At 69.2% G+C, this 12,752-nt stretch carries 10 protein-coding genes; 7 read left to right on the forward strand and 3 right to left on the reverse strand.

The features are described 5' to 3' along the window. The first annotated feature begins 451 nt into the window (after window positions 1–451). The gene (locus tag WS57_RS00870; RefSeq protein WP_059519286.1) at window positions 452–1,300 is read left to right on the forward strand and encodes an ureidoglycolate lyase; all 849 of its coding nucleotides are present in this window, start codon (window positions 452–454) and stop codon (window positions 1,298–1,300) included. A gap of 171 nt (window positions 1,301–1,471) precedes the next feature. Here WS57_RS00870 and WS57_RS00875 read toward each other — a convergent pair whose 3' ends face one another. After that, on the reverse strand, window positions 1,472–1,855 hold the full coding sequence (locus tag WS57_RS00875; protein ID WP_009694888.1) for a VOC family protein: 384 nt from the start codon (window positions 1,853–1,855) through the stop codon (window positions 1,472–1,474). A 123-nt stretch (window positions 1,856–1,978) separates the two neighbouring features. Here WS57_RS00875 and WS57_RS00880 point away from each other — a divergent pair, with 123 nt between their 5' ends. Then, window positions 1,979–2,602 carry a CGNR zinc finger domain-containing protein gene (locus tag WS57_RS00880; protein WP_059519166.1) on the forward strand — a complete coding sequence of 208 codons (624 nt, stop codon included), beginning with the start codon at window positions 1,979–1,981 and terminating at the stop codon, window positions 2,600–2,602. Between the two features lie 33 nt (window positions 2,603–2,635). Here the strand turns inward: WS57_RS00880 and prpR are convergent, their stop codons facing one another. Next, window positions 2,636–4,627, reverse strand: coding sequence for a propionate catabolism operon regulatory protein PrpR (gene prpR, locus WS57_RS00885; RefSeq protein ID WP_069243620.1), 1,992 nt, complete (start codon window positions 4,625–4,627; stop codon window positions 2,636–2,638). 169 nt (window positions 4,628–4,796) lie between these two features. Here prpR and prpB point away from each other — a divergent pair, with 169 nt between their 5' ends. The 5 genes from prpB (at window position 4,797) to WS57_RS00910 (ending at window position 12,246) form a co-directional block, all read left to right on the forward strand. Continuing rightward, window positions 4,797–5,690 carry a methylisocitrate lyase gene (gene prpB, locus WS57_RS00890; protein WP_009688026.1) on the forward strand — a complete coding sequence of 298 codons (894 nt, stop codon included), beginning with the start codon at window positions 4,797–4,799 and terminating at the stop codon, window positions 5,688–5,690. A gap of 52 nt (window positions 5,691–5,742) precedes the next feature. After that, complete coding sequence (prpC, locus tag WS57_RS00895) at window positions 5,743–6,915, forward strand: bifunctional 2-methylcitrate synthase/citrate synthase (RefSeq protein WP_060240573.1); 1,173 nt, start codon at window positions 5,743–5,745, stop codon at window positions 6,913–6,915. Window positions 6,916–6,995: 80 nt separating this feature from the next. Continuing rightward, window positions 6,996–9,590, forward strand: a complete 2,595-nt coding sequence (acnD, locus tag WS57_RS00900; protein ID WP_155774292.1) for a Fe/S-dependent 2-methylisocitrate dehydratase AcnD — start codon at window positions 6,996–6,998, stop codon at window positions 9,588–9,590. Between the two features lie 222 nt (window positions 9,591–9,812). Beyond that, window positions 9,813–11,003, forward strand: a complete 1,191-nt coding sequence (gene prpF / locus WS57_RS00905) for a 2-methylaconitate cis-trans isomerase PrpF (protein WP_009688029.1) — start codon at window positions 9,813–9,815, stop codon at window positions 11,001–11,003. A gap of 187 nt (window positions 11,004–11,190) precedes the next feature. Next, window positions 11,191–12,246, forward strand: coding sequence for a CaiB/BaiF CoA transferase family protein (locus tag WS57_RS00910; protein ID WP_069243622.1), 1,056 nt, complete (start codon window positions 11,191–11,193; stop codon window positions 12,244–12,246). 46 nt (window positions 12,247–12,292) lie between these two features. Here WS57_RS00910 and WS57_RS00915 read toward each other — a convergent pair whose 3' ends face one another. Continuing rightward, on the reverse strand, window positions 12,293–12,736 hold the full coding sequence (locus tag WS57_RS00915) for a PaaI family thioesterase (protein ID WP_009688685.1): 444 nt from the start codon (window positions 12,734–12,736) through the stop codon (window positions 12,293–12,295). Window positions 12,737–12,752: the final 16 nt, after the last annotated feature.

A 12,752-nucleotide genomic window follows, 5' to 3' on the forward strand; every position in this document is an offset into this window, starting at 1 on the left:
CAGGGTCGGCCCGAATATCCGCTATTTCGTATGGTGAAGGTGCGGGAAGACGAAAGACGCGGAGCAGACGGGCGCTGCGTCGCAATGTCTGCGGATACCCCAATAGTCGGTATGCGTCGCGCGTCATTTCACGGCGCGCGGCCGATGGTACAAAGAGTCGCGGGCCAGCGGCGGCGCGGCCGCGCACGAATGCCGGCCGTTGCGGCGGGTCGTGGCGCGGCGTGCGCGCCGTCGTCGCCGATGCGCAGACCGGCGGCCGCCCGACCGACGCGCGCCGCACTGTCGTGCGGCGCCGCGATCGCTGCGCCCGCGCGAATCTTGCGCGTCGAACGGCAAGCCCGATGCAGTGCCGGCGCGCGCCATCGACGATCGACGATCAGTCCGGCCGCGCGGCTGCGGCCTGCCGCGCCGGCCGGTATCCTGTCACATTCGACTACAGAGGTTGAGCACGATGAAACTGCTTCGCTATGGCCCGCCCGGCCAGGAAAAGCCCGGCATTCTCGACGCGGACGGCCGGATTCGCGACTTGTCCGCGCAGGTCCCGGATCTGGCCGGCGACGTGTTGTCCGATGCGGGTCTTGCACGGCTGCGCGCGATCGATCCGGCGACGCTGCCGCTGGTCCCCGGCGAGCCGCGTATCGGCGCCTGCGTCGCGCGCGTCGGCAAGTTCATCGGCATTGGCCTGAACTATGCCGATCACGCGGCCGAAGCCGGCATGCCGGTGCCGAAGGAGCCGGTCGTGTTCGGCAAGTGGACGAGTTCGATCTGCGGCCCGAACGACGGCATCGACATCCCGAAGGGATCGGTCAAGACGGACTGGGAAGTCGAGCTCGGCGTCGTGATCGGCTCGCCGTGCAAGGACGTCGACGAGGCGCGCGCACTCGACTACGTCGCCGGCTACTGCGTCGTCAACGACGTGTCCGAACGCGAGTGGCAGATCGAGCGCGGCGGCCAGTGGGACAAGGGCAAGGGCTTCGACACGTTCGGCCCGATCGGCCCGTGGCTCGTCACGCGCGACGAGGTGCCCGATCCGCAGCGTCTCGATCTGTGGCTCGAAGTCGACGGCCATCGCTACCAGAACGGCAACACGCGCACGATGGTGTTCACCGTCGCGCAACTGATCGCGTATCTGTCGCGCTGCATGAGCCTGCAGCCGGGCGACGTGATCACGACCGGCACGCCGCCGGGCGTCGGGATGGGCATCAAGCCTGCGCCGGTGTTCCTGAAGGCCGGCCAGATGGTGCGTCTCGGCATCGAAGGGCTCGGCGAGCAACTGCAGCGCACGCGCGGCGCGGAGTAAGCGCCGGTACGACGCGCGACCGGTTGCGGGCGCAACCGGTTTCGCCGCGACCCGCCGCCAGGCAGCGCCGACCCGAAAGACAAGGGCCCGATTCCGCGCAACGTGGAATCGGGCCCTTGCAGTTCGTGCGCCGGTGGTCCGCCGCCGGGCGCGACGCCCGGCGCGGCCGCGTCATACGGGGTTGTCGAGTTCGCAGTGCGCTTCCAGCCGATATCCGTCGGGATCGACGACGAATGCCGCGTAATAGCCGGGACCGTAGTGCTCGCGTTTGCCGGGCCCGCCGTTGTCGCGGCCGCCGTGCTCGAGCGCGGCCCGGTAGAACGCATCGACTTCGACCGGCGAATCGGCCTTGAACGAGACATGCAGCCCCGATTCGGCGTCGGCGACGACCGGCCGCGCCACGTGCGTGAGCCACAGCGAGGGTTCGTCGGTGCCGTAGCCGAGGGATCCGTCGTCGCTGTACAGCCGCTTGTAGCCGAGTGCGCCGAGCGTGCTGTCGTAGAACGCGCGGCTGCGCTCGATATGCGCGACGCCAAAGGAAAGGTGATCGATCATCTGCTGGCTCCTTGGACTGAAGGGGAACGTCGGTGCGACAAATCGTTTTTAACCACCATGCTGGTTATGCTAGGAAGCGCCTCGGCGCTTGTCAACCTGCATGGTGGTTAGTACGATCCCGGCATGAAAGAAACCCGCGCCGCGGCCGCGCCGGACAGCCTGATTCCGGCGCCGCCCGAAACCCTGAGCATCGATTTCGCGAACACGCTGTACTGGCGAGGCACCGACACGCCGACGGAAACCTTCGGATCGCTCGACGACCTGCTGGCCTGGTGCCGCGAGCGCGCCGGCGTGCCGGCGTGGCTGGCCGAAGCGTGCCGCGCGCGCAGCGCGGATGAAGGACACGGGGCGGCGCTGCTGGCGCGCGCGCTCGCATTGCGCGAGGCGCTGTATCGGCTGTTTCACGCGCAGGCGGAGCAGCGCGAGCCGCATCCCGACGATCTCGCGCTGCTCTGCGGCTTTCTCGGCGAAGCGTCGCCGCGCGTCGCGCTGGCGCGGATCGACGGCGGCTATGCGTGGCGGATCGATGCGCGGAACGCGACGCTTGCCGGGCTGCTGAGCCCGGTGCTCTGGTCGGCGACCGACCTGCTCGGCGGCGCGCGGCTCGCGAAGGTCAAGCGCTGCGCGAACGACGCGTGCCAGTGGCTGTTCATCGACGACAGCAAGAACGGCAGCCGGCGCTGGTGCTCGATGTCGTCGTGCGGCAACCGCGCAAAGGCCTATCGCCACTATCACAAGGCGGATTGACGCGCCCGCGCGAGCCTTCCGCCCGCGCCGACGCTATTTCGCCGACAGCTTCCGCCAGAGCGTCGTCTTGCTGATGCCGAGCATCGCGCATGCGCGGTCGCGGTCGCCGCCGCACGCGTCGAGCACCGCGCGGATCTCGTCGGCCTCCGCACGGCGCCGGCGCGCCTGCAGCGTCTGCAGCGTCTGCGCATCGTCGGCTTCGGCGGCGTCGGCCGGCAGCGCGAACAGCTCGGGCGCGATCGTCTGCAGCGCGTCGGGCGCGAGCGCGGCGCACGCGGCGGCCGGATCGCTTTCGTCCGCTTCCTCGGCCAGTTCCACCGCAATCCGCTCGATCACGTTCTGCAGTTCCCGCACGTTGCCGGGCCACCGGTAGCGCGCGAGCGTCGCCTGCGTCGCGGCGAGCACGCGCGCGGCATCGTCGGTGTCGCGCAGCCGCTCCGCCAGCCGCGGCTCGCGCCGCGCGGCCTGCACGAGCAGCGTGGCCGCGAGCGCGGGCAGGTCGGCCGCGCGTTCGCGCAGCGGCGGCAGGCCGATGTTCAGGATGTTGAGCCGGTAATAGAGATCCGCGCGGAACGTGCCGGCCTCGACGGCCGCGAGCAGCGGATGGTGCGTCGCGGCGATCACGCGCACGTCGATGCGGATCGGCTCGGTCGAGCCGAGCCGGATCACCTCGCGCTCCTGCAGCACGCGCAGCAGCCGGCTCTGCAGCGACGGCGGCATCTCGCCGATTTCGTCGAGAAACAGCGTGCCGCGGTGCGCGGCCTCGAACAGGCCGGTCTTGCCGCCGCGCCGCGCGCCGGTGAACGCGCCTTCTTCGTAGCCGAACAGTTCGCTCTCGAGCAGCGCCTCCGGAAACGCGCCGCAGTTGACCGCGACGAACGGATAGCTGCGCCGCGCGGACAGCCCGTGCAGGCTTTGCGCGATCATTTCCTTGCCGGTGCCGCTCTCGCCGAGCACCAGCACGGTCGCATCCGATTTCGCGTAGCGGCGCACGAGGTCGCGCACGCGCGTCATCGGCGCGGATGCGCCGACCACGTCGTCGAGCGCATAGCGCGCGGCGAACTGCTGCGTGCCCGGCTGCGAGCGCAGCGCGCGGTCGAGCCGTTCGACCGCACGCGATTCCTGGAACGTCAGCACGCTGCCCGACGTGACGCCGCGATCGACGAGCGGCCCGCGATGCACGACGTAGCGGATGCCGCGCACGGTCGCGAGCGCGTCGCCGTCCTCGCCGCGCAGCGTGCGCAGTTCGGGCCGCAGGTCGACCAGCGCGCGGCCGACGGCCGCCGCGGGCTCGACCCCGAGCGCCGACGCGAGCCGTTCGTTGATCGCCTCGACGCGGCCCTGCGCGTCGAGCGCGACCACGCCGTCGCGCAGATGCTGGAGCAGGTTGTCGAGCCGCTGGCGGCGGAACGCCTCGGCGTGCGTCGCGTACGCGACCTCGAGCGCGGTATCGACGGCCTTGCGCACCGACGTGTGCGAATACAGGAACACCGCGCCCATCCCGGCGCTGGCCGCGAGATCGGTGACGAGGCCGGGGCCGACGATCGTCTCGATGCCGCGGTCGCGCAGGTCGTGCACGCACGCTTCCGCTTCCTGCGCGGACTGATATGACGCAAACTGCACGTCGAGGCCGTACGCGGCGACGAAGCGGCGCACTTCGGGCGGCGTTTCGCCGGCGCTGACGAGCGCGATCCGCGTCGCGTCGCGCCGCGCGCGCGCGAGCGCCTGCATCACGTCGAAGCCGGTCGGCGACACGACCACGACCGGCACCTGCGCGCGCGTCTTCAGGAAGCCGCCGTTCGAGCCGGCCGCGACGATCACGTCGGGGCGCGTCGCGCCGGCCTCGGCAATCGCGCTCAGCGCATCCTCATACGCGCGCGACACGATGCGCACGTCGGCGCGTTCGTCGAATTCGCCGGCGATCTCGCGAAACAGGTCGCGCAGGCGGCTGATGCCCATCGCCCAGATGCGCGGACGCACCGTGCGGTCGGCGGCGCCGACGGGCTTGATCGAGGAGAGGTCCATGCGGCCGATTATGCGCGCCGCATTTCATTTTTGGAACACGAAATTTCCAATTTGAAACAAGCGGGCACGGTCGCGCATCGGCCGTTTGCTTAAAAATCAGCGGGTTAGCCGCGCGATGCAAGCTGGCCCGGTCCTTGCTGTTAAAAGGCATTCCTTCAGGAGGCCGTTCATGAGCAACACGCATCTTCAGAGCGCCGGCGCGAAATTCCGCGCGGCAGTCGCGGCGGAGCAGCCGCTGCAGGTCGTCGGCGCGATCACCGCGTACGCGGCCAAGATGGCGCAGGCCACCGGCTTCAAGGCCGTGTACCTGTCGGGCGGCGGCGTCGCCGCGAATTCGCTCGGCATCCCCGATCTCGGCATCAGCACGATGGAAGACGTGCTGATCGACGCGAACCGGATCACCAACGCGACCGACCTGCCGCTGCTGGTCGACATCGATACCGGCTGGGGCGGCGCGTTCAATATCGCGCGCACGGTCCGCTCGTTCATCAAGGCCGGCGTCGCCGCCGTGCACATGGAGGACCAGGTCGGCCAGAAGCGCTGCGGCCATCGTCCGGGCAAGGAAGTCGTGCCGACCGAGGAAATGGTCGATCGCGTGAAGGCTGCGGTCGACGCGCGCACCGACGACCAGTTCGTGATCATGGCGCGCACCGACGCGGCCGCGGCCGAAGGGATCGACGCGGCGATCGAGCGCGCGGTGGCCTATGTCGAGGCGGGCGCGGACATGATCTTCCCGGAAGCGATGAAGACGCTCGACGACTACCGCCGCTTCAAGGCGGCCGTGAAGGTGCCGATCCTCGCGAACCTGACCGAGTTCGGTTCGACGCCGATGTTCACGCTCGACGAACTGCGCGAGGCGAACGTCGACATCGCGCTGTACTGCTGCGGCGCGTATCGCGCGATGAACAAGGCCGCGCTGAACTTCTACGAGACGGTGCGCCGCGACGGCACGCAGAAGGCGGCCGTACCGACGATGCAGACCCGCGCCGAGCTGTACGACTTCCTCGGCTATCACGAATACGAGCGCAAGCTCGACGAGCTGTTCGCGCAGGGCAAGAAGTAAGCCGCGCGCCCCGACATACGAATCCGCATCCCCGCATCTGGAGAACCGAAACATGAGCGAGACGAAAGACGCAGCAGCACCGGCCGCCGCAGGCGCATTCAAGCCGAAGAAGTCGGTGGCGCTGTCGGGCGTGACGGCCGGCAACACGGCGCTCTGCACGGTCGGCAAGACCGGCAACGACCTGCACTATCGCGGCTACGACATTCTCGACGTCGCCGAATCGTGCGAGTTCGAGGAAATCGCGCACCTGCTCGTCCACGAGACGCTGCCGAACCTGACCGAGCTGGCCGCCTACAAGGCGAAGCTGCGCGGCCTGCGCGGCCTGCCGAACGCGCTGAAGGCGGCGCTCGAGCAGATCCCGGCGTCCGCGCACCCGATGGACGTGATGCGCACCGGCGTGTCGGTGCTCGGCACCGTGCTGCCGGAGAAGGACGACCACAACCTGCCGGGCGCGCGCGACATCGCCGACCGCCTGATGGCGTCGCTCGGCTCGATGCTGCTGTACTGGTATCACTTCTCGCACAACGGCAAGCGCATCGAAACGGAAACCGACGACGACTCGATCGGCGGTCACTTCCTGCACTTGCTGCACGGCAAGACGCCGTCGAAGTCGTGGGTCGACGCGATGCACACGTCGCTGATCCTGTACGCGGAGCACGAGTTCAACGCGTCGACGTTCACGGGCCGCGTGATCGCGGGCACGGGCTCGGACATCTACTCGGCGATCACCGGCGCGATCGGCGCGCTGCGCGGGCCGAAGCACGGCGGCGCGAACGAAGTCGCGTATGAAATCCAGAGCCGCTACCGCTCGCCGGACGAAGCGGAAGCCGACATCCGCCGCCGCGTCGAGAACAAGGAAGTCGTGATCGGCTTCGGTCACCCGGTCTACACGATCTCCGATCCGCGCAACAAGGTGATCAAGGGCGTCGCGCACAAGCTGTCGAAGGAAGCGGGCGACCTGAAGCTGTACGACATCGCCGAGCGTCTCGAATCGGTGATGTGGGACGCGAAGAAGATGTTCCCGAACCTCGACTGGTTCAGCGCGGTGTCGTACCACATGATGGGCGTGCCGACCGCGATGTTCACGCCGCTGTTCGTGATCTCGCGCACCTCCGGCTGGGCCGCGCACATCATCGAGCAGCGCGTCGACAACAAGATCATCCGCCCGAGCGCGAACTACACGGGCCCGGACGATCTGCAGTTCGTGCCGATCGAGAAGCGCTGATACGCCAGCCGCGCGCACCGGCGTCCGTTCCGCGGGCGGCCGGTGCGCGCCGCACGCCATACTTCGATTTCCCCCACATGATGAATACCGCCTACCGCAAACCCCTGCCCGGCACGTCGCTGGACTACTTCGACACGCGCGCCGCGGTCGAGGTGATCGCGCCCGGCGCCTACGACACGCTGCCGTACACGTCGCGCGTGCTCGCCGAGAACCTGGTGCGCCGCTGCGATCCGGCGATCCTCGCCGATTCGCTGAAGCAGATCATCGAGCGCAAGCGCGAGCGCGACTTTCCGTGGTTCCCGGCGCGCGTCGTGTGTCACGACATCCTCGGCCAGACCGCGCTCGTCGACCTCGCCGGCCTGCGCGACGCGATCGCCGAGCGCGGCGGCGACCCGGCCAAGGTGAACCCGGTCGTGCCGGTGCAGCTGATCGTCGATCACTCGCTGGCCGTGGAATGCGGCGGCTTCGATCCGGACGCGTTCGCGAAGAACCGCGCGATCGAGGATCGCCGCAACGAGGATCGCTTCCACTTCATCGAGTGGACGAAGCAGTCGTTCGAGAACGTCGACGTGATCCCGCCGGGCAACGGCATCATGCACCAGATCAACCTGGAGAAGATGTCGCCGGTGATCCAGGTGCAGGACGGCGTCGCCTATCCGGACACCTGCGTCGGCACCGACAGCCACACGCCGCACGTCGATGCGCTCGGCGTGATCGCGATCGGCGTCGGCGGGCTGGAGGCGGAGAACGTGATGCTCGGCCGCGCGTCGTGGATGCGGCTGCCGGATATCGTCGGCGTCGAGCTGACCGGCAAGCGCCAGCCCGGCATCACCGCGACCGACATCGTGCTCGCGCTGACCGAGTTCCTGCGCAAGGAAAAGGTGGTCGGCGCGTATCTGGAATTCCGCGGCGAAGGCGCGGCGAGCCTGACGCTCGGCGATCGCGCGACGATCTCGAACATGGCGCCCGAATACGGCGCGACCGCCGCGATGTTCTTCATCGACGGCCAGACCACCGACTACCTGCGCCTGACGGGCCGCAGCGACGAACAGGTGAAGCTCGTCGAGACCTACGCGAAGGCGGCCGGCCTGTGGGCCGACACGCTGGATGACGCGCAATACGAGCGCACGCTGACGTTCGACCTGTCGAGCGTGGTGCGCAACATGGCCGGCCCGTCGAATCCGCACAAGCGGCTGCCGACGTCCGATCTCGCCGCGCGCGGGATCGCCGGCCAGTGGGAAGAAAAGGCGGGCGAGATGCCCGACGGCGCGGTGATCATCGCGGCGATCACGAGCTGCACGAACACCAGCAACCCGCGCAACGTGATCGCGGCGGGCCTGCTCGCGCGCAACGCGAACGCGCGCGGCCTCGTGCGCAAGCCGTGGGTGAAGAGCTCGCTCGCGCCGGGCTCGAAGGCGGTCGAGCTGTACCTGAAGGAAGCGAACCTGCTGCCCGAACTCGAAAAGCTCGGCTTCGGCATCGTCGCGTTCGCCTGCACGACCTGCAACGGGATGTCGGGCGCACTCGATCCGAAGATCCAGCAGGAGATTGTCGATCGCGACCTGTACGCGACGGCCGTGCTGTCCGGCAACCGCAACTTCGACGGCCGCATCCATCCGTATGCGAAGCAGGCGTTCCTCGCGTCGCCGCCGCTCGTCGTCGCGTATGCGATTGCCGGCACGATCCGTTTCGACATCGAGAAGGACGTGCTCGGCCACGACCGGGACGGCAAGCCCGTCACGCTGAAGGACATCTGGCCGACCGACGAGGAGATCGATGCGATCGTCGCGTCGAGCGTGAAGCCCGAGCAGTTCCGCACCGTCTACGAGCCGATGTTCGCGCGCGTGGCCGATGCGGGCGAGCGCGCGGCGCCGCTGTACGACTGGCGGCCGCAGAGCACGTACATCCGCCGCCCGCCGTACTGGGAAGGCGCGCTGGCCGGCGAGCGCACGCTGCGCGGCATGCGTCCGCTCGCGGTGCTCGGCGACAACATCACGACCGACCATCTTTCGCCGTCGAACGCGATCATGGCGAACAGCGCCGCCGGCGAATATCTCGCGAAGATGGGCCTGCCGGAAGAAGACTTCAACTCGTACGCGACGCACCGGGGAGACCACCTGACCGCGCAGCGCGCGACCTTCGCGAACCCGACGCTCGTCAACGAGATGGCGGTGGTCGACGGCGCGGTGAAGAAGGGCTCGCTCGCACGTGTGGAGCCGGACGGCAAGGTGATGCGGATGTGGGAGGCGATCGAGACGTACATGAATCGCAAGCAGCCGCTGATCGTCGTCGCCGGCGCCGACTACGGCCAGGGCTCGTCGCGCGACTGGGCGGCCAAGGGCGTGCGGCTCGCGGGCGTCGAGGCGATCGTCGCCGAAGGGTTCGAGCGGATCCACCGCACGAACCTGATCGGGATGGGCGTGCTGCCGCTCGAGTTCAAGCCCGGCACGAACCGGACGACGCTCGGCATCGACGGCACCGAGACCTTCGACGTGATCGGCGAGCGCACGCCGCGCGCCGACCTGACGCTCGTGATTCATCGCCGCAACGGCGAGCGCGTCGAGGTGCCCGTCACGTGCCGGCTCGATACGGCCGAGGAAGTGTCGATCTACGAGGCGGGCGGCGTGCTGCAGCGCTTCGCACAGGACTTCCTCGAGTCGTCGCAGGCCGCGTGATGCGGCGGGGCGCCGGGCGGGCGATGCGATTGCATGGCCTGCGCGGCGGCTTCATGCGCCGCAGCGGCGCGTGGAGCGAAGGGTCTGTTCCGGTGGCGGCGCGCAGGCGCCGCCGGCTCGAACAGGCCCGCGTCATTTTGCTTCGCATGGCATCGGAGTGCGAAGCATCCGGCAGCGGAAGGCGCTGACGCGCCGGCTTCGATCAACAAGGGATACACGAACATGGCTCATATTCCTCAAATCAGGATTCCCGCGACCTACATCCGCGGCGGCACCAGCAAGGGCGTGTTCTTCCGGCTTCAGGACCTGCCCGAGGCCGCGCAGGCGCCCGGCGCCGCGCGCGACGCGCTGCTGCTGCGCGTGATCGGCAGCCCCGATCCGTACGGCAAGCAGATCGACGGGATGGGCGGCGCGACGTCGTCGACCAGCAAGACGGTGATCGTGTCGAAGAGTACGCGCGCCGGGCACGACGTCGACTACCTGTTCGGGCAGGTGTCGATCGACAAGGCGTTCGTCGACTGGAGCGGCAACTGCGGGAACCTGTCGGCGGCGGTCGGCCCGTTCGCGATCAGCGGCGGCCTCGTCGATCCCGCGCGCGTGCCGCGCGACGGCGTCGCGACCGTGCGGATCTGGCAGGCGAACATCGGCAAGACGATCATTGCGCACGTGCCGATCACGAACGGCGCGGTGCAGGAGACCGGCGATTTCGAACTGGACGGCGTCACGTTCCCGGCCGCCGAAGTGCAGCTCGAGTTCATGGACCCGGCCGCCGAGGAGGAGGGCGCGGGCGGCTCGATGTTCCCGACCGGCAACCTGGTCGACGATCTCGCGGTGCCGGGCGTCGGCACGCTGAAGGCGACGATGATCAACGCGGGGATTCCGACGATCTTCGTCGATGCGGCAGCGATCGGCTATACGGGCACGGAGCTGCAGGACGCGATCAACGGCGACGCGAAGGCGCTCGAGAAGTTCGAGACGATCCGCGCGCACGGCGCGCTGCGCATGGGGCTGATCGACACGCTCGACGAGATCGCGACGCGGCAGCATACACCGAAGATCGCGTTCGTCGCGAAGCCGGCCGACTATGTCGCGTCGAGCGGCAAGCGCGTGAATGCGGGCGACGTCGACCTGCTGGTGCGCGCGATGTCGATGGGCAAGCTGCACCACGCGATGATGGGTACGGCGGCGGTCGCGATCGGCACGGCCGCGGCGATTCCCGGCACGCTCGTCAATCTCGCGGCGGGTGGCGGCGAACGCAACGCGGTGCGCTTCGGGCATCCGTCGGGCACGCTGCGCGTCGGCGCGGAGGCGAAGCAGGAGAACGGCGAGTGGACCGTCACGAAGGCGATCATGAGCCGCAGCGCGCGCGTGCTGATGGAAGGCTGGGTGCGCGTGCCGGGGGATGCGTTCTGATCGTTGCCGGTTGCATGGGCAAGGACACGGGCGGCTTCGGCCGCCCGTGTCGTTTCGGTCAGCCGTGCAGGAACCGGCGCAGTGCGTCGTGGCTGAGGCGGCGGGCGGAGGCCGATAACCGCCCACGCCCTCACATAGAATCGAAACATCCGCCAATCCTGTCCGCCTGTATTCCAGCGAGGTCGATATGTCACTGAACGCACCGCTCGCCGGCGTCCACATCGTCGAATTCGAAGGTCTCGGCCCCGGCCCGCTCGCGGGCTGGATGCTGGCCGGAATGGGCGCGCGCGTCACGCTGATCGCGCGCCCGTCCGGCCGCACGAGCGCGCCCGATGCGCTGCGAGCCGGCGAGGGCGACCTGCTGCGCGACGGCAAGACGATCGTCGAACTCGACCTGAAGGCGCCGGACGGCCGCGACGCGGCGCTGGCGCTGGTCGCCCAGGCCGATGCGCTGATCGAGGGGCTGCGGCCCGGCGTGATGGAGCGGCTCGGCCTCGGGCCCGATGCGTGCGCACGCCGCAACCCGACGCTCGTGTATGGCCGGATGACGGGCTGGGGCCAGCACGGGCCGCTCGCGGCTGCGGCCGGCCACGACCTGAACTACGTTGCGCTGACGGGGCTGCTGTCGCTGTCCGCGCCGCGCGACGGCCGGCCCGGCCTGCCGCCGACCGTGGTCGGCGACGCGGGCGGCGCGCTCGGGCTCGCGTTCGGCATCGTCTGCGCGCTGTTCGACGTGCGCGGCGGCGGACCGGGACGCGTGGTCGACGGCGCGATCGTCGACATCGTGTCGATGCTCGGCACGCTCGCGCTCTGGGCGCGCGCGAACGGCCAGCTCGACGGCGCGCAGCCGAGCCTGTTTCACGACGCGCCGTTCTACGACGTGTATCGCTGCGCCGACGGCGAATGCGTGACGATCGGCGCGCTCGAGCCGCCGTTTTACGCGTTGCTGGTCGAACGGCTCGGCCTGACCGACGTCGATCCGGCGTCGCAGTACGACCGCGCGCGCTGGCCGGCGCTGAAGGCGCGTTTCGCCGAGGTGTTCGCGCAGCAACCGTCTGCGCATTGGCGTGCGCTGCTCGAAGGCTCCGACGCGTGCTTCGCGCCGGTGCTGAGCGTGGCCGACGCGGCAACGCATCCGCACAACGCGGCACGCGGGATTTATCGAACCGATGCGAACGGCAACCTGCGCGCGCGCATGGCGCCGCGTTTTCTGCCGCTGACGGAAGACGGCGGGACGGCGTGAACGAACGCGCCGGTTTCGGCCTCGGCGCGGCGTCAGGCCGCTGCGTTCAGGCCGTTTCCTCCGGCGCGCCCGGCATCTTGCCGTCGCCGACGCGGTTGATCGTCCCTTGCGCGATCGCGACGAGCCGCTCGTGATCGCCGTCGATGACGAACACGTGGCACTGGCAGGTCGCATGGTTGCGGCCCGCATAGACGAGCTTCGCACGCGCGACGAGCGTGCCGTTCACCGCCGGCCGCAGATAGTTGATCTTGTATTCGGCGGTGATCACGCGCGGGCCGAGCGCGAGCGCGCCGGCGAACGTCAGCGCGTTGTCGGCGAGATAGCTGATGACGCCGCCGTGCACGAACCCGTGCTGCTGCCGCAGTTCTTCGCGCACGGGCAGACACAGCGACACTTCGTTGTCGCCGATGTGCATCAGCTCCGTGCCCAGCAGCATGCTGAACGGTTGCGCGCGCAATGCGCCGCGCGCGTGGTCCACGATGTCGGTCATCGACTTCCCTCGCAAT

It is taken from the genome of Burkholderia pseudomultivorans (assembly GCF_001718415.1).
In the GTDB taxonomy this organism is placed as follows: domain Bacteria; phylum Pseudomonadota; class Gammaproteobacteria; order Burkholderiales; family Burkholderiaceae; genus Burkholderia; species Burkholderia pseudomultivorans_A.